The 19960-nt window shown below is 39.4% G+C and carries 20 protein-coding genes; 16 read left to right on the top strand and 4 right to left on the bottom strand.

What is annotated here, in order from left to right:
• The 4 genes from purM to purD are packed head-to-tail and all read left to right on the top strand — an operon-like array spanning window position 1 to window position 4450.
• Window positions 1-1041: a phosphoribosylformylglycinamidine cyclo-ligase gene (purM, locus tag CYJ36_RS21660; protein WP_101569325.1), complete on the top strand. Its 1041-nt coding sequence runs from the start codon at window positions 1-3 to the stop codon at window positions 1039-1041.
• Window positions 1038-1619, top strand: a complete 582-nt coding sequence (purN, locus tag CYJ36_RS21655; RefSeq protein ID WP_101569324.1) for a phosphoribosylglycinamide formyltransferase — start codon at window positions 1038-1040, stop codon at window positions 1617-1619. Before purM ends, purN begins: the two co-directional genes overlap by 4 nt.
• 3 nt (window positions 1620-1622) lie before the next feature.
• Window positions 1623-3161 carry a bifunctional phosphoribosylaminoimidazolecarboxamide formyltransferase/IMP cyclohydrolase gene (gene purH / locus CYJ36_RS21650; protein WP_101569323.1) on the top strand — a complete coding sequence of 513 codons (1539 nt, stop codon included), beginning with the start codon at window positions 1623-1625 and terminating at the stop codon, window positions 3159-3161.
• A 20-nt stretch (window positions 3162-3181) separates the two neighbouring features.
• Window positions 3182-4450, top strand: coding sequence for a phosphoribosylamine--glycine ligase (gene purD / locus CYJ36_RS21645; protein WP_101569322.1), 1269 nt, complete (start codon window positions 3182-3184; stop codon window positions 4448-4450).
• On the opposite strand, the gene CYJ36_RS24950 is transcribed toward purD, so the two are convergent.
• Both CYJ36_RS24950 and CYJ36_RS21640 read right to left on the bottom strand, forming a co-directional pair.
• Window positions 4431-4532: an EYxxD motif small membrane protein gene (locus tag CYJ36_RS24950; protein WP_374702850.1), complete on the bottom strand. Its 102-nt coding sequence runs from the start codon at window positions 4530-4532 to the stop codon at window positions 4431-4433. The two genes, purD and CYJ36_RS24950, sit on opposite strands and share 20 nt — an antisense overlap.
• A 236-nt stretch (window positions 4533-4768) precedes the next feature.
• Window positions 4769-5011: a YgaP family membrane protein gene (locus CYJ36_RS21640; RefSeq protein WP_101569321.1), complete on the bottom strand. Its 243-nt coding sequence runs from the start codon at window positions 5009-5011 to the stop codon at window positions 4769-4771.
• A 97-nt stretch (window positions 5012-5108) separates the two neighbouring features.
• Here CYJ36_RS21640 and CYJ36_RS21635 point away from each other — a divergent pair, with 97 nt between their 5' ends.
• The 11 genes from CYJ36_RS21635 (at window position 5109) to CYJ36_RS21585 (ending at window position 18233) form a co-directional block, all read left to right on the top strand.
• The gene (locus tag CYJ36_RS21635) at window positions 5109-6845 is read left to right on the top strand and encodes an adenine deaminase C-terminal domain-containing protein (protein ID WP_101569320.1); all 1737 of its coding nucleotides are present in this window, start codon (window positions 5109-5111) and stop codon (window positions 6843-6845) included.
• Between the two features lie 29 nt (window positions 6846-6874).
• Window positions 6875-7912 (top strand): DUF3048 domain-containing protein, encoded by a 1038-nt coding sequence (locus tag CYJ36_RS21630; protein ID WP_101569319.1) that lies wholly within the window; start codon window positions 6875-6877, stop codon window positions 7910-7912.
• A 22-nt stretch (window positions 7913-7934) separates the two neighbouring features.
• Window positions 7935-8243, top strand: a complete 309-nt coding sequence (locus CYJ36_RS21625; RefSeq protein ID WP_101569318.1) for a YerC/YecD family TrpR-related protein — start codon at window positions 7935-7937, stop codon at window positions 8241-8243.
• Between the two features lie 236 nt (window positions 8244-8479).
• Window positions 8480-10273, top strand: coding sequence for a glycoside hydrolase family 2 protein (locus tag CYJ36_RS21620; RefSeq protein WP_101569339.1), 1794 nt, complete (start codon window positions 8480-8482; stop codon window positions 10271-10273).
• Window positions 10274-10467: 194 nt separating this feature from the next.
• Window positions 10468-11739: an extracellular solute-binding protein gene (locus CYJ36_RS21615; protein WP_101569317.1), complete on the top strand. Its 1272-nt coding sequence runs from the start codon at window positions 10468-10470 to the stop codon at window positions 11737-11739.
• Window positions 11740-11907: 168 nt separating this feature from the next.
• Window positions 11908-12810, top strand: a complete 903-nt coding sequence (locus CYJ36_RS21610) for a carbohydrate ABC transporter permease (RefSeq protein WP_101569338.1) — start codon at window positions 11908-11910, stop codon at window positions 12808-12810.
• 12 nt (window positions 12811-12822) lie between these two features.
• Window positions 12823-13659 (top strand): carbohydrate ABC transporter permease, encoded by an 837-nt coding sequence (locus CYJ36_RS21605; RefSeq protein WP_374702849.1) that lies wholly within the window; start codon window positions 12823-12825, stop codon window positions 13657-13659.
• A 68-nt stretch (window positions 13660-13727) separates the two neighbouring features.
• On the top strand, window positions 13728-14147 hold the full coding sequence (locus tag CYJ36_RS21600; RefSeq protein WP_101569316.1) for a DUF4064 domain-containing protein: 420 nt from the start codon (window positions 13728-13730) through the stop codon (window positions 14145-14147).
• A 92-nt stretch (window positions 14148-14239) separates the two neighbouring features.
• Window positions 14240-15946: a glycoside hydrolase family 2 protein gene (locus tag CYJ36_RS21595; protein ID WP_257962588.1), complete on the top strand. Its 1707-nt coding sequence runs from the start codon at window positions 14240-14242 to the stop codon at window positions 15944-15946.
• 233 nt (window positions 15947-16179) lie between these two features.
• Window positions 16180-17226 (top strand): aldose epimerase family protein, encoded by a 1047-nt coding sequence (locus CYJ36_RS21590; protein ID WP_101569314.1) that lies wholly within the window; start codon window positions 16180-16182, stop codon window positions 17224-17226.
• A 17-nt stretch (window positions 17227-17243) separates the two neighbouring features.
• The gene (locus tag CYJ36_RS21585) at window positions 17244-18233 is read left to right on the top strand and encodes a LacI family DNA-binding transcriptional regulator (RefSeq protein ID WP_101569313.1); all 990 of its coding nucleotides are present in this window, start codon (window positions 17244-17246) and stop codon (window positions 18231-18233) included.
• Window positions 18234-18569: 336 nt separating this feature from the next.
• Here the strand turns inward: CYJ36_RS21585 and CYJ36_RS24710 are convergent, their stop codons facing one another.
• On the bottom strand, window positions 18570-18764 hold the full coding sequence (locus CYJ36_RS24710; protein WP_308315398.1) for a hypothetical protein: 195 nt from the start codon (window positions 18762-18764) through the stop codon (window positions 18570-18572).
• Window positions 18748-19056 (bottom strand): tetratricopeptide repeat protein, encoded by a 309-nt coding sequence (locus CYJ36_RS24705; RefSeq protein ID WP_308315397.1) that lies wholly within the window; start codon window positions 19054-19056, stop codon window positions 18748-18750. Before CYJ36_RS24705 ends, CYJ36_RS24710 begins: the two co-directional genes overlap by 17 nt.
• Before the next feature lie 139 nt (window positions 19057-19195).
• Between CYJ36_RS24705 and CYJ36_RS21575 the strand changes: the two genes are divergently transcribed.
• On the top strand, window positions 19196-19882 hold the full coding sequence (locus CYJ36_RS21575; RefSeq protein ID WP_101569312.1) for a heptaprenylglyceryl phosphate synthase: 687 nt from the start codon (window positions 19196-19198) through the stop codon (window positions 19880-19882).
• The last annotated feature ends 78 nt before the right edge of the window (window positions 19883-19960 follow it).

Below are 19960 nucleotides of genomic sequence, written 5' to 3'. Positions count from 1 at the left end.
ATGTCAAACGCATACAAGCAGGCAGGCGTAGATATAGAAGCAGGCTATGAAGCTGTTTCAAGAATGAAAAAGCATGTTGCAAAAACAATGAGAAAAGGCGTCATGGGAAGTCTCGGCGGCTTTGGCGGCATGTTCGATCTCTCTGAATTAAAGTACAAACAGCCGGTTCTTGTTTCCGGTACAGACGGTGTCGGCACAAAGCTTAAGCTTGCGTTCCTTATGGATCAGCATGATACGATTGGCATAGATGCAGTCGCGATGTGTGTGAACGATATCCTTGCACAAGGCGCTGAACCATTATTCTTCCTTGATTATTTGGCACTTGGAAAAGCAGATCCAGTCAAAATCGAGCAAATTGTAAAAGGTGTAGCAGACGGCTGTGAGCAGTCAGGCTGTGCTTTGGTTGGCGGAGAAACAGCGGAAATGCCTGGTTTATATGAACAGGATGAATATGATATCGGCGGTTTTGCCGTTGGCGCCGTTGAAAAAGAAGAGATTGTCACAGGTGAGAACATTCGTGCCGGACATGTGCTAATTGGACTTTTATCAAACGGGCTGCACAGCAATGGTTTCTCCTTAGTACGCAAAATTCTGCTCGAAGATAACCATCTTTCTTTAAAAGAACAAATCGAACCGCTGCCTCACACGCTTGGAGAAGAATTGCTGCGGCCGACTAAGATTTATGTGAAGCCAGTTTTGGAAGTGCTGAAGAAATACAAAGTAGACGGCATGGCTCATATTACTGGCGGCGGATTTATTGAGAATATTCCAAGAATGCTGCCTGAAGGTTTAGGTGCAGAAATCGATTACGGTTCATGGCCGATCCCTCCCGTCTTTAATTTGCTTCAAGAAAAAGGATCGCTCAGCCAGGAAGAAATGTTTAATATCTTTAATATGGGTGTCGGTTTTGTTTTAGCTGTGGATTACAAGCAGATGCACAATGTCATCAATGAAATCGAGAAACATGGCGAGAAGGCATTCATTATCGGACGTGTGAAGGATGGCCAAGGCGTCACATTTGGCGGAGGATCTCTTACATGATGAAAATTGCGGTATTTGCTTCAGGAAGCGGTTCAAATTTTCAGGCCATTCTGGATGAAGTGAAAAGCGGAAACTTGGAAGCGGAAATCGCGTTATTAGTTTGTGACAAACCCGGAGCAAAAGTGATTGAACGTGCGGAAAAAGCGAACATTCCTGTCTTTGAGTTTTCAGCGAAGGAATTTCAAAGCAAGGAGGCATTTGAATCGATTATCCTGCAGCAATTAAAACAGTATGATGTTTCTTATGTGGTCCTTGCAGGATATATGAGGCTGATTGGGGATACGCTGCTTCAAGCTTTTCCGAATAATATTATTAATTTGCACCCTTCTTTGCTGCCATCGTTTCCTGGCAAGGATGCCATCGGCCAAGCTTTCAGAGCTGGAGTGAAAGTAACAGGGATTACGATTCATTTCGTGGATGCGGGCATGGATACCGGTCCTATTATTGCACAAAAGGCGCTTGAAATAGAGAGATCGGATACGATTGAATCGTTATCTGCAAAAATTCATAAGCTCGAGCACACTTACTATCCTTACGTATTAAATACCCTTTTCCAAAAAAGAGAGCTAGAGGTGTAAAGAATGACAATTAAACGCGCACTTGTCAGTGTTTCAAATAAAGAAGGCATTATTCCTTTTGTAACAGAGCTAGTTGAACAAGGAATCGAAGTCATTTCAACAGGCGGAACGAAAAGCCTGCTTCAGCAAAATGGTGTCAAGGTAACAGGAATCTCAGAAGTAACAGGATTTCCTGAAATCATGGACGGCAGAGTGAAAACCCTGCATCCGAATATTCATGGAGGACTGCTTGCTGTCCGCAGCAACCCGGATCACATGAAGCAGCTTGAGGAAAACAGCATTTTGCCGATTGATCTTGTTGTTGTGAACCTTTATCCATTTAAAGAAACAATCTCCAAACAAGATGTAACGTTTGATGATGCTATTGAAAACATTGATATCGGCGGACCGACCATGCTTCGTTCGGCAGCGAAAAATCATCAGGATGTTGCAGTTGTTGTAGATCCTGCAGATTATAAGGAGATTCTCGAGCAAATCAAGCTTGAAAAGGAAGTTACGCTTGCAACAAAGCAAAAACTTGCTGCAAAAGTGTTCCGTCACACGGCTTCTTATGACGCTCTGATCGCAGAATATTTAACAAATGCGGTAGGCGAAGAAGACCCAGAAACGGTTACGTATACATTCGAGAAAAAACAATCGCTTCGCTATGGCGAAAATCCTCATCAAAAAGCAACCTTTTATAAAAAACCATTAGCAAGCAATGTATCCATTGCAGAAGCTGTCCAAGTTCACGGAAAAGAGCTTTCTTACAACAATATTAAAGATGCAGATGCAGCTCTTCATATCGTAAGAGAATTTAAACAGCCTGCAGCTGTTGCTGTAAAACACATGAATCCATGCGGCGTTGGAACAGGCGAAACCATATTTGAAGCCTTTACCCGTGCGTATGAAGCAGATCCTACTTCCATTTTCGGAGGGATCATTGCACTTAATCATGAAGTAGATAAAGAAACAGCTCATAAATTACACGAAATCTTCTTGGAAATCGTCATTGCTCCATCTTTTGATAAAGAAGCTTTAGAGATTTTGACATCCAAGAAAAACATAAGACTTCTTACATTAGATGTTCTTGGTGCAGAAAAACAGGATCAGCAAATTACTTCCATTCACGGAGGTTTGCTCGTTCAAGACGAAGATGCTTTATCTTTCGATGATGCAAAAATTACTGTTCCTACAAAACGTGAACCAACTGAACAAGAGTGGGAAGATTTAAAGCTTGCCTGGAAAGTCGTCAAACATGTGAAATCTAATGCAATTGTGCTTACGAAAAATCAAATGACAGTCGGAGTTGGCGCAGGTCAGATGAACCGTGTCGGAGCAGCGAAGATTGCGATTGAGCAGGCAGGAACGTTAGCAGAAGGCAGTGCAATGGGATCTGACGCATTTTTCCCTATGAACGACACAGTTGAAGCAGCTGCAAAAGCGGGAGTGACAGCAATCATACAGCCTGGCGGATCCATCAAGGATGAAGATTCAATCAAAAAAGCAGATGAATATGGAATCACAATGGTATTCACGGGAGTTCGGCACTTTAAACATTAAGAATTAGCGGGGTGGTAACGATGAACATTCTAATCATTGGCCGTGGAGGCCGTGAACATGCAATCGCTTGGAAGGCATCACACAGTAAGCTTGCAGAAAAAGTGTTTGTTGCTCCAGGGAACGATGGAATGAGCAGCGTTGCCGAGCTTATAGAAATCGATGAGCAGGATACAGAGCAGCTTGTTGCTTTTTCAAAAGAAAATGAGATTGCGCTGACAATCGTTGGGCCTGAGGTACCGCTGCTTAACGGAATTGTAAATGCTTTTCAAGAAGCAGGATTAAAGGTTTTCGGTCCAACGCAAGAAGCTGCCCTCATTGAAGGCAGCAAGAAGTTTGCCAAGGAATTAATGATGAAAAATGAGATTCCGACTGGAGACTATCAATCGTTTACTTCATTTGAGGAAGCGAAGCAATATGTGATGGAACAAGGAGCTCCTATTGTCATCAAAGCAGATGGCCTTGCTGCTGGAAAAGGTGTAACCGTAGCTATGACCGCCCAAGAAGCTGTTGATTGCCTTCATGATTTTCTTGAGGACGCTAAGTTTGGCGAAGCAAGCAGCTCTGTTGTGATAGAAGAGTTTTTGGACGGAGAAGAATTTTCTTTAATGGCATTTGTTCATGGTGATGCTGTGTATCCAATGGTCATCGCGCAGGATCATAAACGGGCATTTGACAATGATGAAGGTCCGAATACAGGCGGAATGGGAGCCTATTCCCCAGTTCCTCAAATTTCAGATGCCATTGTACAGGAAGCTGTGGAAAAAGTACTGAAGCCGGCAGCTAAAGGCATGATAGCGAACGGAACTCCGTTTACCGGTATTTTATATGCGGGCTTAATATTAACAAAACAAGGTCCAAAGGTCATTGAATTTAATGCGCGCTTTGGCGACCCTGAAACACAGGTTGTGCTGCCGCGCTTAGAGTCAGATTTAATTGAAACGCTACTGAATATCCTAGATGGCGCAAACGTGAATCTGAAATGGCGCAAAGAAGCTGTGATGGGAGTTGTCCTTGCTGCAAATGGCTACCCCGATGAGTACAAAAAGGGCGAATCAATTGGCACGCTCTGCACTAGCTTCGAGCAAGGCGCACTCTTCCATGCCGGCACAAAGAAAAAAGGCAATGAATTTGTAACGGACGGAGGACGGGTTTTGGCAGTAGTTGCTTATGGCAGCGACTTGCTTGAAGCTCAGACTCAAGCATATGAGTATGTGTCTGAAGTCGCTTCACCAGCACTTTTTTACCGCAAGGATATTGGTGCAAAAGCAACTAAACACGTTTTTTCTTAACATAAACAAACATTAATGCAACAAGACTGCCGATGAGCAATGCTAATACAAACGACATATCGGTTAAATACTCCATAATCATTGTGTTCACCTCTTAAATGGACTCTCCTGCTTAGCGGGAGAGTTTTTATTTACTATCTGAATTAAAAGCTTTCCGCTTTTGACAATTATGTTGAATTAATTTGGAAAGCGCGTGAATTAAATTAAAAAAGGCCGTGAATTAATTTATTACTAATTCGCCCAGAACAAATCAGACAAAAAAGTCGAACCCGGCATTTTCTTTCTGTCAAGGATAAACGAGCGCTCCCGATTTTCTAATTAACTTGGGTTATAAGTCTTTTCTTCAATTTCCAGATCATCCTTGCAATATTCCTGATACATAAAGGTCATCGGACAGAAACGCAAAATTCCTTCTCCAACTTTCATTGCACCAATAAGCATCATAAGCAGCAGGGAATCTTTCCAAGGTTTTTTTGAATACTTGGCTGAAGCCCATGATAATAAGGTCAGACCAATGGTAATGCGGATTAATCCGTTTACGATTCCGATGTTTGGTTTCATAAGAATCCTCCTAATTAGAAAATACAGTAAATCTTTACTGCGTTAATAGAATACATATGTTAACATATTAAGGTAAGGAATTTAGGGAGGGTCTGACATGCCCCAACATGCAAATTGGAAAGTTCATCAGATCAGGGAGCACATACAAGTGGCATCAGGCCACAAGCCTCCAACCCTTGTTTTGAAAAATGGAATGTATTTAAACTCCTATTTGAAACAATGGGTAAAAGCCAACATCTGGATCTCAAATGATCGTATTGTTTACGTTGGAGATAAGCTTCCTGCTGAAGGACAATCAGAAATCGCTGATTGCGAAAATCGCTTTATTGTACCAGGATATATCGAGCCACATGCTCACCCATTTCAACTTTATAATCCCCATTCTTTTGGGAAGTATGTGTCACAGTTCGGTACAACAACACTTATCAATGACAACTTATTTCTGCTTTTTCAATCCAATAAAAAGAAAGCGCTTACTTTGGTTCGCGAGCTAAATAAGCTTCCTATGCAGTATTTTTGGTGGGCGCGATTTGATTTGCAGACAGAGGTTTCGAATGAACATGAGTTATTATCACTGGGTTTTATGAAGCAATGGATGGAAAATGAATATGTTATTCAAGGCGGAGAATTAACTGGGTGGCCAAAACTGCTCTCAGATGATGATTTGATGCTGTCATGGATGATTGACATGAAGCGGAATGGAAAAAGGATTGAAGGTCACTTTCCTGGAGCTTCCGCCAGTACGCTTGCCAAAATGAAATTATTAGGGGCAGATTGCGATCACGAAGCTATGACGGGAGATGACGTAGTAGAACGATTGAAGCTCGGGTACACGGTTTCTCTCAGACACTCATCGATTCGGCCTGATTTGCCGCTATTGCTTGAAGGAATTCGTGAAAAAGGAATTCGCAATTATGAACACTTGTTTTTTACAACGGATGGTGCAACTCCTCACTTTTATAAGGATAGTATGATGGATTCACTCATAAAAATGGCGATTGATCATGATGTTCCTGTTATTGATGCTTATCATATGGCAAGCTTTAATGCTGCGCGGTATTATCATATGGAAGATGCAACAGGAGTGCTTGCACCAGGAAGAACGGCGAACCTCAACATTTTGGAAGACGAAATGAATCCATCACCTGTTTCTGTTATATCAAAAGGAAAATGGCTGAGGAAAGACGGAGTCCCTGTTGATGAATTTGGTGACTTTAATTGGGAAGCAGCAGGTTTTGGAAAACTGGAGATTGAATGGAGCTTAACGTATGATGATCTGCAGTTCTCTATGCCGCTTGGACTGCAAATGAAAAATGCCGTCATTATGGAGCCGTACAGCATTGTCATTGATAATTCATTTGATGAACTAAGCACAAACCATGATGAATGTTTTCTTGCTCTAATTGATAAAAAGGGAAAATGGCGGATTAATACGATGCTTAAAGGCTTCGCATCATCAGTCGGAGGACTTGCAAGCTCGTATTCGACTACAGGTGATATTATATTAATTGGCAAGAACAAGCACGATTTAATCACTGCTTTTAATAGGATGAAGGAGCTGGGAGGCGGAATTGTGCTCGCTGAGAAGGGAGAGATTCTTCATGAAATCCCTCTTGAAATATGCGGCGGAGCATCTGACCGGAAATTTGGAGCAGTTGTTCAGAAAGAGGAAAGGTTTAAGCATCTGCTGAATGAGAGAGGCTATTCGTTCGGTGATTCGATTTATTCACTTTTTTTCCTATCATCAACTCACTTGCCGTATATTCGAATCACTCCAATCGGAATCTATGATGTGCTTAAAAAAATATTACTCTTTCCAGCGATAATGCGTTAAAATATAAAAGTGAGCAGAAGGTGTCAATCATGAAAAACAACAAGAAGAAAGTTCAGCGGCTGTTTATTGCGTTCATACTGCTCGTCATGTGTACGGCCTGTAAACAAGAACCTGATAAAAGCCCAAAAGCAGATGTGAAAGAAGAAGAAACCTCTGCACCGATAGCGGAAAATACTGAAATCTATCCATTAACAGGCCTTCCATTGAAAAATGTAAACGGGCAGCGCTCATTTGCAGTTATGGTGAACAACCACCCTGATGCACGGCCGCAGTCTGGACTTCATCAGGCTGACCTTGTCTACGAGGTTTTATCTGAAGGAAATATTACAAGGTTCTTAGCTATTTTTCAAAGTGAGCAGCCAGCAGTAATCGGACCTGTCAGAAGCGCCAGAGAATACTATGTTGACTTAAGCAGCGGCTATGATTCTGTCTTTATCAGCCACGGCTGGAGTCCTCAGGCTAAGGAAACGCTTGAAAACGGGAGATACGATTATTTAAATGGATTGTTTTATGATGGCACGCTCTTTTGGAGGGCGGATTTCAGAAAAGCACCGCACAACTCCTATATTTCAGCAGAAAATATTATGGAGGGTGCAAAACAAGCGGACATTGACTTGGTACAGCAGCCTGAATCGCTGTCGTTTTTAAGCGAAGATGAAATGAAAAACCTTAAAGGTGATGAGGCGGTCAAAGCCGAAGTGCGCTATGATAAGTCAGATGTGTGGAATGCAGAATATGAATACGACAAACAAACAGAAAAGTACTTACGATATAGCAACAATGAGCAAACAAAAGATCTGGAAACAGGAAAATCCATTGCAGTCGATAACTTATTTATTGTAGAAATGGAACATCAATTGATTGACGACTATGGAAGAAGATCAATTGACCTTACATCCGGAGGCAAAGGGATTTTGCTGCAAAAAGGCGTCAGCCGGCAAGTGGAATGGCGCAATGAAGATGGAAGAATCCTCCCTTACTTAAATGGCTCGCAAGTGGGATTTGTACCGGGGAAAACTTGGATCAATATAGTGCCTGCTCTAGAAGATTACGTATCACTCCACTAATTCTTATAAAAGGAGAATGAAGATGCAAATTGAAAAATTACGAGGTAAAGAACTCGATCAGCTATTTGAATCTGTCTTATCGCTAAATAACCTGGAAGAATGCTATCGGTTCTTCGACGATTTATGTACAGTAAATGAAATTCAGTCTCTTGCACAGCGTTTAGAAGTAGCACGCATGCTTCGTGAAGGCTTCACCTATCACAAAATCGAAACCGAAACAGGTGCAAGCACAGCAACAATCTCCCGCGTAAAACGCTGCCTTAACTACGGCAACGATGCCTATACAATGGCACTTGAGCGCATTCAAACACAGGAAACGAAGGAATCTTGAAAGGCTGACATGTGTCAGTCTTTTTTTTGTTGAGCAAAAAATAGGTAAGCAAGTGAGGGTCATTTTATAGAAGCAGGTTACCTTATAAAGCGGCAATAGAGTTAAAAGTATATTACTAAAAAAATACTATTTTTTTAGTAAAAATAATGTTGACTTTCATCATTTATTAACTATATCATCTAATTATAAGTATTTTCTAAATCTTTTAATTATGATGTGAAAGGGTGAGTATAATGATGCTTCGTGAAGAATATCCGCGTCCTCAATTAATGAGGAATGATTGGATGAATTTAAATGGTACTTGGGATTTTGCTTTTGATGATAAGAATATAGGGCTGAAAGAAAAGTGGTTTAAGGGAAACAAAGAATTTGAACATGATATTAATGTTCCATTTGTTTATCAAACTGAACTGAGCGGGATTAATGAAACCGCTTTCCATGATTGGGTTTGGTATCGTCGCGAATTTGAGGTTCCGAAGAGTTTTCAAGGGAATCAAATTGTTTTGCATTTTGGTGCAGTGGATTACCGGGCAATGGTTTATGTAAATGAGCAGTTAGTGGGTTCACATGAGGGAGGTCAAGCGTCTTTCTCGTTTAACATTACGAGCTACCTCCAGGGTGGTAAGGAATCTCTTGTTGTGAGGGTGGAGGATTCTTCGACAGATGAAACGATCCCAAGAGGCAAACAGTTTTGGCAGGAAGAATCGGCAGCAATTTGGTATACACGCACTACAGGCATTTGGCAAACCGTTTGGCTGGAGGCACTGAATAATACTCATATTTCAAAATTACGATTTACACCTGATATTGATGCGGGTGATATCAAAGTTGATTTTGAAATAGCAGGAGATTATTTGGAAAAAGATGTAGAAATTAATATTTCCTTCAAAGGTGAAAGGATTGTAAGTGATGTATTGAAAATACAAGAATCCTATACGAGCCGTTCAATAAATCTGCATAATAGAAAAATATTCAGAACAGGCTTCCATCACCAAGGATGGAACTGGACCCCGGAAAGCCCGAATTTATTTGATGTTGTCATTCGAGTTAAGGATGATAATGAGGTCCTTGATGAAATTACTTCCTATTTTGGAATGAGGAAGATACATACTGATAATGGAATGGTTTACTTAAATAATAAACCTTATTATCAGAAATTGGTTCTTGATCAAGGATATTGGCCAAAAGGGCTGCTAACAGCTCCGACAGATCAGGATTTTAAGATGGATATCGAATTAGCAAAAGAAATGGGCTTTAATGGCTGCCGAAAGCATCAGAAGGTAGAAGATCCACGTTACCTGTATTGGGCTGATCAATTAGGATTCTTAGTATGGGGCGAATGTGCAGCATCTCCTTCATATAGTGAAGATGCCGTTGCAAGGTTAACAAAAGAATGGATTGAAATTATAGAGCGGGACTATAACCATCCGTGTATTGTGACGTGGGTTCCATTGAACGAAAGTTGGGGAGTGCCTCAAATTTGCAATAATGAACAACAGAAGCATCATTCTCTAGCGATGTATCATTTAATTCACTCTCTGGATACAACCCGTTTAGTTATTTCCAATGATGGATGGGAATTAACCAAGACGGATATTTGCGCAATTCATAATTATAATCATGGGCAAAAAGAGGAAGCGGAGAAATATGAACACTTTAAAAGCTCACTATCTACTTCAGAAAAATTGCTGCATTCTCGTCCGGCAGGCAGAAGAATTTATACTGAAGGCTTCTCCCATCAAGGTGAGCCAATACTATTAACTGAGTTTGGCGGAATTGGTTTCAAAGCGGGAGAGGAATCTGGATGGGGATATACATCGGTGACGAATGCAGAAGATTTCTTAAATGATTATAAACGTGTCATGGAAGGCGTTTATGCCTCCAAATCTTTACATGGATACTGCTATACTCAGTTAACGGATGTGGAGCAGGAAATTAACGGGCTCCTGACATATGATCGCAAGCCGAAATGTGATTTGAAGGAAATCAATAAGATTAATGCTTTATGGCATGTAGATATGATTGATTAAGAGAAACAGGTAGATTGACAGCATTCTAGAATATAAGAATTTGATCTATGTATTTAACTAAATTTTTAGTAAAATTAAATTGACACAAATTGTTTAGGCAGGTAAAATTTATTTGTAAGCGCTTAATATAAAAAGAAAATTGAGATTGCGAGCTTACATTTTTAAAAGAAAAACAAATAATGAGGGGGATCATGATGAAGAAAAAAATGTCGGCAATGATTAGTTTCGCCCTGATCTGTACGCTAGTGTTTGCGTTAGCGGGCTGCAGTTCAAAAAGCTCTTCTGGTTCTAAAAATGCAGGTAAGGAAATTGTATTTTGGAACCCGTTTACTGGTCCTGACGGTAAAAACATGCAGAAAATTATCGATGATTACAATAAGACAAACCCAGAATATAAGGTAAAGAATGTATCCTTGAAAGAACAGGACATGTATACAAAAATCCCTACTGTAGTTAACTCAGGCAAGAACATTCCCGATGTAACGATTGTTCATGCAGAAAGAATCAAGCAGTTTGTGGCTAATGATATGCTTACACCTTTAGATGACTCTTTAACCAACTACCCTGATATTAAAGCAGAGAACTATGTAAAAGCTGGCTGGGATATTGGAGATTTAGACGGTAAAAGATACAGCGTTCCGTTGGATGTTCACAGTTTTGTTATGTATTACAACAAAAAGTTAGTTGATAAATATGCCCCGAATGCTTTGGATGACAACGTCGTAACGTTTGATGAAATTAAACAAGCCGGTGATCTTGCAAAGAAAGATGATATCAAGGCAATGGGATTAACTTGGATGAGACCAATCTTTTTATCTATCTACAATCAAATGGGCGGAGACATCACAAGCGATGGAGAAGCACCGACTCTTGATACAAAAGAAGCAGCTGACACTCTGAAATTTTTGAAGTCTCTAGTGAATGATAAGTATACAAATAAGGATGGTCAAGATCCGGGGCAACTCTTTAAATCAGGAAAAGCCATTTTCTATCCTGAGGGAATCTGGATGCAAAACGGATTGAACGAAGTGAAATCTTTAGAATGGGGTTTAACGAACTTCCCTCAGCTTTCAGAGGATAAAATTGTTAACTGGAGCTCTTCACACCAATTCGTAATGTTTAACAGCAAAGAAAGAAATGAATCGAAATCAGAAGGTGTCATAAAGTTTCTTGATTATATAAGACAAAATTCCCTCCCTTGGGCTGAAGCAGGACAAAATCCAGCTGCCTTAGCTACGCTGGAAGATGAAAAATTCCAGAATTTGCCTCAATCATTCTTGGTGAAGGATCAAAAACAACAAGAGACTCTCAAAATATTTGATTATCAATACAACGGTTTTGTAGCAGACGAAATTGATAAGTTTGCTGGTGATGCAGCGTTTGGGAAAGTGAAGATCGAGGACGCACTTAAAAAATCACAAAAAGCTGTTGAAGACAAAATTAGTCAAAGTCAAAAGAAAAAATAGTGATCTTCTTTTAGAATAGCAGTAAAGGAATAATTGTTATCTTAGTGAAAATGAAGCTATTGAAGAATTCCTTTTTATGAATGTAATTAGGAATTCTTTCTCTGTTCGACTATAAGAGAATAGGAGTAAACATGTATGAGTAATCCAATTCCCAGTAAACAAATGAACATGACTCCATCTTTAAACAGCAAGCATGAGGTGAGAAACAGACTAAATCTGACTCCGCTTCTGTACATTGGCCCGCATTTAATTCTATTTTTGATCTTCTTCTTATTTCCTACTGTATACGGTATTTACATTTCTTTTACGAATTGGGATCTGATCAGCGAACCCGACTTTGTAGGGTTAGCCAATTATAAAGAGATTCTGTTTAATAAAGACTCAACTTTTTATACTCAATTGCATACGGGCTTGGGCAATACGTTTAAATTTGTGTTATTTACAGTTCCGGCCTGTATTTTAATTCCATTGCTGTTAGCTGCAGGACTAAGTACGAAGCCTAAAGGAACAAAGGTTTTTCAAGCGTTGTTTTATGTGCCCACTTTGTTTTCCGTTTCAGCAGTTATGATTATTTTTACGATGCTATTTCACGTTTCTTTTGGTCCGATCAACCATTATTTCAAAGCAGACATGAACTGGGTATCTGTACAGCCGTATGCATGGATTACATTGGTTATAGTAACGGTATGGTGGTGTATCGGTGCTAATATGATTATTTACCAGGCTGCCTTAAACGGCATTCCAAAAGAATATTATGAAGCCGCTTCCATCGATGGAGCCGGGAGCATGCAGAAATTCCTGAAAATCACACTTCCGAGTATAAAAGGTCAATTGTTATACACAGTGGTCATCACGACCATTGCCCAATTTAATGTCTATGGACAACCGCTGATGCTGACAAAAGGCGGGCCGGACAGTTCCACAACCGTGTTACTGATGTATATCCAGCAAAATGCATTTGGATCAGGACAATCCATCGCCGGGATCGCATCTGCAATGGCAGTCATTTTAGGGATATGTATTATGATCGTGTCTGCAATCCAATTCTTCTTTTTAAGACAACGCAATTAGGAGGTGTTCCGCTTGAAGAAAAAATCATCTGCTAAAATGGTCTCTTTCTTATTCTTATTAGTTATGGCTCTTTTATGGGTAATCCCAATATTGTATACATTCCTGACATCATTCAAACTTGAGGCAGATCTTCAATCAAACGGATTTATGATTTTACCGATTCATTGGGTCATCACCAACTATCAGGATGTACTATTTAATAATACGAGTGCTCCATTAGCAAAATGGTTTATGAATTCTTTTATTATTTCCATATCCCAAACCATCCTGGTTTTAATTGTTGTATCCTTGGCAGCTTTTGGCTATGCAAGAATGAAATTTAAAGGCAGAAACACCCTATTTCTTTTCTTGATGGCTACGATGATGTTTCCGAGTGTAGTGAATCTTATTCCCTTATATAAAATTATAGATTCTTTAGGATGGGTCAATAGTTACCTGGCCGCTATCGTTCCCGGAGCAGCTGGAGTATTCAATATCTTCTTGGTAAGACAATTTTTGATGGGGATACCAAAAGAATTTGATGAATCCGCAAGAGTTGATGGAGCTACTGATTTTCAAATTTTCATTAGAATCATTTTACCGCTTATTAAACCGGTCTTGACAGTAGTGGCGCTATTCACATTTACCGGGGCATGGAATGATTTCCTATGGCCATCGATCGTGTTTAATGATGTGGAGAAAATGCCTATTACGCCTGGCCTGCAATTAATTCAGGGAATGTATGCACTTGATATTGCCCATGCCTTAACTGCGGCTTTAATAGCCATTGTTCCTACATTTGTTCTGTATTTGTTAACGCAGAAATACTTTATTGAGTCGCTCTCGTTATCATCAGGGGTAAAAGGATAAGAAAGTAATAATAAATTTCAGTTAAAGAAGAGAATAGTCAAAATCCCGCGGTTAAGGAGGCTCCGCTTATGAATAGAAAGTTAGAAAGAAGACTTGTTTTAATCGGTGCTGCGTGGGAGATCATTACTGGGCTTATTACTATTTTCTTCTATGCTTCACTTATAAAAAAGCAGGGGCTGGATGTAAAAGAAACATCACTGGTAAAAATAGAAGCGGTTCAGTCGTTATTTGGCAGTTTATATATGTTTGCCGTGACATTTGGGATGCTCTTCATTGCTATGGGGTTAATCAACATCTATTTAGCCAGGCATTTAGAAGATAACAGAGTTGAAGTGAAGAAACCATTTTGGTTTCTTTTAATCGGATTAGCGTCTTACCTAATGATGGATATTGTTGGTTCATTAATGTTCTTATCGGCAGGCATATTGTCATTGGCAAAAAACAAGACGATTGCCAAGATGGAAGAGTATAATGAGGGATTTTCCTAAACATAAATGTTCTTGAAGACTTTTAAAAGGGGCCGATCAGTATGGAAGCAGACAATAGATTTTTTCGAGATGAATATCCAAACCCTCAATTTATGAGGAAAGAATGGATGAATCTGAATGGGGAGTGGGAGTTTCAATTCGACGACACCAATAGTGGGGAAAAGGAAAAATGGTATGCAGACTCAACGTTTCCTATGAAAATCAATGTACCATTTACATATGAATGTGAAGCAAGCGGAATTGGTGAAGAGGTTTTTCATCCAAATGTTTGGTATAAGAGAAAAATGACCATTCCTCATAACAAAGGGAAAAGGGCGATCTTGCATTTCCAAGCATCGGATTATAGGACCAAAATTTGGGTAGATGGAGTCTTTGTCGGTGAACACGCTGGCGGCTATTCAGCCTTTTCATTTGATATTACCGATAAGTTAACGGATTCGGATGATCATGAAGTTACAGTTAAGGTAGAAGATAGCGATAGCTGCCACCAGCCTAGGGGAAAACAGCGTTGGATGAAAGATAATTTCGGGTGCTGGTATATCCAAACAACTGGAATTTGGCAGACAGTGTGGCTGGAGTTTGTTCCAGATGTGTTCCTTCAGCGTGTGAAAATGACTCCTGATATAGATAATAATTCAATAGGTATGGAGTTTACAGTGAATGTACCGAAATCGGAAGAAGTGATGGTCGAAACGGTTATTTCATTTAATGAACAAGTCGTTCGAAAAGCGAGTATTTATATGGATCGTGAAAGTGTATTAATGAGTTTGAACTTGCTTCATGAATTTCATGAGTGGCAAATTCAATTATGGACACCTGAAACACCGCATTTATATGATGTCACATTTAAACTCTACCATAATGGCAAGTTGATTGATGAGGTTGAATCGTATTTTGGAATGAGAAAGATCTCTACCTACAATGGAAATGTCCTCTTGAATAATGTTCCAATCTATCAAAAGTTAATATTAGATCAGGGCTATTGGCCGGAATCTCATTTAACGCCTCCGACTGATGGAGCCATCATCAAAGATATAGATCTTATCAAGGAGATGGGATACAACGGAGTGCGTAAACACCAAAAACTGGAGGATCCCCGGTTTTTATATTGGTGTGATAGGAAAGGACTGTTGGTCTGGTCTGAAATGCCGTCCGCTTATGAATTTTCAGATAAGGCGGTTCATCTCTTTACTAAAGAGTGGATAGACATTGTCAATCAGTTCTACAATCATCCCTCTATCGTTACATGGGTTCCATTCAATGAATCATGGGGATTGAGAAATATCTTCAAAGACCCATCGCAGCAACGTTTTACTGAAGGAGTTTATCACCTGACAAAGGCGATTGATCCCATGCGCCCGGTTATCGTAAATGATGGATGGGAGCATACTGTTTCAGATATCATCACGCTGCATGACTATGAATCTAACGGTGAGAATTTTTTTGAAAGATATAAAGATAAAGAAAAAATCATAGGGAACGTGATTCCGCACAATAATGATAAGTATTGTATGGCCGATGGGTATGGATATAAAGGTCAGCCCATTATAATCAGTGAATTTGGCGGTGTTGCCTTTGAGACGCAGGATGGCTGGGGTTATGGTGAAAATGTATCGTCTGAACAAGCCTTTTTTGATCGCGTCGGCAGCATTACGAAAGCAATTCAATCGACCCCATATGTCTGCGGCTATTGTTATACTCAATTAACAGATGTTCAGCAAGAGGTAAATGGTTTGTTAGCTGGAACGAGAGAACCAAAAGTAAGTATTGAAAAGATAAGAGAAATTAATAAAATGTAATAGGAATTGAATAGAAAACAGCAGACGATGCAAATCTTAATCTCGCACACTGCCATTTATGGGTAAAGAATGAAGAGAACTAATCATAATCAAAAAATGAACCGTTCGAACTCATTTTGCGGACGGTTTTTATTATTAAAGAAAAGGATTAATTGATTGCCAGTTTATTTAGTTAAAATTGACTCATTTTACAGAAAAGAATACGATTAATAACAAGAGGGTGAGAGTCTTAGATGGAAATCACTAGAAAAGAATTCGGGAAAATTCAAAACAAAGTGATTTATGCCTATACGTTAAAGAATTACAACGGAATGAGTTTAACATGTATAAATTACGGTTGTGTAATCACAGACATTTTAACGCCTGACCGAAATGGAATGATGGAAAATGTCGTGCTCGGCTTTGATCAGATGGAGGACTATCTGAAGTGGTCTCCATACTTTGGTGCAGTCATAGGCAGAGTAGCTGGCAGAATCAAAAATTCCGAATTTATGTTAGATAATCAGGTTTATCAGCTTACCAAAAATGAAAACAACAATCATTTACATGGCGGCAGCAAGGGTTTTAGTGATCGTATTTGGAATGTAAGTACATACCAAGCTGAAGATTCATTGAGTATAGAGTTTACCTGCACTAGTTCAGACGGGGAAGAAGGATACCCGGGTGAATTGTTGCTGACTGTAAAGTATGAATTAACAAATAAAAATGAACTAGTAATCTCTTATCAAGGATTTACAGATAAAAAGACAATTATAAATATGACCAATCATAGTTACTTTAACTTAAGCGGGAATTTGAAAGATGATATTCTGCATCATACTCTAAAGCTAAATAGCAGGAGTTTCCTGGAATTAGATGAACAATTGCTTCCTACAGGACGTGTATTGGATGCGGAGGGGACGGTATTTGATTTTCAAAACAGCAGAATGCTGAAAGAAGGAATTACCTCAAGCCACCCTCAAGTAGTTCTGGCTGGGGCCGGTTATGATCATCCCTTTATCTTATCTCAAGAGGAAGAGAAGTCTATTGAATTGTACTGTGAGAGCAGCGGCCGAAAAATGAGGATAGAAACCGATCAGCCAAGCGTGGTTCTGTATACCGGCAACCAGCTGTCAGACGATTTTGCAATTAGAGGAGTTAACGCTCGAAAATATTTGGGTTTGTGTCTTGAAACACAAGGCTTTCCAGATGCAATTAACCATTCTAATTTCCCATCTATTGTCCTTAACAGAGGTAAAGAGTATCATACTAATACAAAATACATTTTCAGTGTCGATTAGAAGAGGAGTAGGAGTGTATGGCAACTATCAAGGATATTGCAGATAAAGCAGGTGTCTCTATTGCAACGGTATCCAGAGTTTTGAATTATGACCCAACATTATCTGTAGGTGATGATACAAAAAAGAAAATATTTGAAGCGGCAGAGGCACTTTCATACAAAAAGAAATCACCGCGGAAGACCGCTTCAGCTCAAATCGCAATTATTCATTGGTATACGGAAAAAGAGGAATTGAATGATTTGTATTATATGTCCATTCGACTGGGGATTGAAAATCGTTGTCAACAAAGAGATCTTCAAGTAGTGAAGTATTTTCAAAATAACATTGATGAACTGAAAAATGAAGATATTCAGGGAATCATTGCAATTGGGAAATTCAGCAGCCAGCAGATAAAAGAGCTTTCTGTCATAACGAAAAATGTGGTTTTTGTTGACTCATGTCCTGACGAAGATAAATTTGATTCCATCATGACTGATTTTGAAAAAGCCACTAAAAAAGTCCTGAATTACTTTATCTCAAAAGGTCATAAAGACATTGGATATATTGGCGGACGTGAGGCCTTTAAGGATAAGACTGCAGAAATAGAGGATCTTAGGGAAAAAGCATTTAAGGAATATATGAACGAATTAGGTTTATTTAACGAAAAAAACATGTTTATAGGATCCTTTACAGTCGAGGATGGGCAAAAATTGATGTCGAAAGCAATTAAAGATCTGGGTGACAATCTTCCAACGGCATTTTTTGCGGGGAATGACTCTCTTGCGATCGGCTGCCTTACAGCGCTCCTCGAGTCAAATATACCGGTACCAGAACGAGTAAATATTATTGGTGTAAATGATATTAGCGTATCAAAATACCTCTATCCTTCTTTGAGTACCGTTAGAGTATACACGGAACTAATGGGTGAAACCGCCGTTGATACCCTTCTTGAACGGATTGCTGGAAGGAAAGTCGCGAAAAAAGTATACATATCAACAAAAATCGTTAACAGAAAAAGCAGTTTTTAATATACCTAAGGAGTAAACTTATTATCTTAATTTACCGCTTGCACCTTGTTCAGTTACACTCAAGTGCGTAAAGTTACTAGAAGAATAAAGTGTGCATTTTATGGTATGTTTGGCAGGTTCATAAAATAGTTGAGCTGAGATATTTGATTATGCCGTAAGAGGTTCCTTATGGTGTCATTGTAATCGTTCCTTAGTGATTGAAAGAATTTTTATATATTCCCTGGGATACATACTGTAGTGTATTTATTCATGCATTCCAAAAAAGAGGTGAAAGCGCCTCTTTTTAATTTGTATATAAAAACCAAAATCTTTGGTGGTATTTTTATTGTTGAATTCCTACTCCTCCCAAACCATATCCAGTTTATCTGCATAATACTCTATTGCCCGTTTATACCCTAGAATCCCTTCATCACAACTGGTCGCAGCAACAAGCTTAAGCAAGATTTCCATCGCTTTGGAATACTTGCCCGTATTATAAAGAGTCATTGCGGCAAAAACTTCAAATGACTTTTCATCAGGAAATTCTTTCATTCCTTTTTTCCAATGTCGCTGCAGACTTATCATATAAGCCAAGAACACGGTATGTGCTTCCTAACCCAAGCAGTGCTCCTTTGCGTTCCGCGCCTTTTAAACCGCATGTAAGAGCTTCCTCGTAATAGCCAAGTGCTTTTTTCTCCAGGCCCATCACATCGTGAATCCATGCGCATTGATAGAGAATATCTGGATTGTGTGGCTGATTTTTATTTAATTTTTCTAGGAGCCTTTTTGCTTCATCATATTGTTTATTCTCACGCAGCGAGATGGCTTGTTTTAATGTGTCCATTTTGTTCCCTGCCTTTCATCCATTTTATTAGAGAATTCGTGAACAGATTGTCAAAACCTTCATTTCACATCTGCGTTTTTTGCAGAGCGTTAATTTGATATAATGTTTAAATGGAATTGGATTGATTGGAGGAAAGACCATGTACGATGTTACCGAGTGGAAACATGTGTTTAAGCTCGATCCAGATAAAGAGATAAGTGATGAGAAATTAGAAATGATCTGTGAGTCAGGTACGGATGCGATTATTGTTGGCGGAAGCGACAATGTGACGATGGATAATGTGTTAAACTTAATGTCCCGAATCAGGAGATATCTTGTTCCGTGTGTGCTTGAGGTGTCTGCAATTGAATCGATAATGCCTGGCTTTGATCTTTATTTTATACCATCTGTTTTGAACAGCACGAATACAAAATGGGTGATGGGCCTTCATCACGAGGCAGTTAAAGAATACGGTGAGATTATGAGCTGGGATGAATTGATTGTGGAGGGCTATTGTATTTTAAATCGCGACTGCAAAGCAGCAGCTCTTACCGAAGCAAACACGGAATTATCAGCAGATGATGTCATGGCTTATGCAAGAATGGCTGAAAACATGTTTCATATGCCAATCTTCTACTTAGAATACAGCGGCAAGTACGGAGACGTGAATGTTGTACAGGCTGCAAGCTCTGTCTTAACGTCTACTAAATTATTTTACGGCGGAGGGATTTCAACTCCTGAACAGGCTGCAGAGATGGCAGAGTATGCAGATGTTATCGTGGTTGGCAATGTCATTTATGAAGATTTTAATTCAGCTCTTAAAACAGTGAAAGCTGTAAAACCCTGATTGCATATAGATGCGGTTATGAGATAAAATAAGAACATACGTTTGATTAAAGGTGGTGTCCGGAACGTGCAATTTTTA

It is taken from the genome of Bacillus sp. UMB0893 (assembly GCF_002858905.1).
GTDB lineage: Bacteria > Bacillota > Bacilli > Bacillales > Bacillaceae > Bacillus_P.
This window is presented reverse-complemented; position numbering and strand designations above follow the sequence as displayed.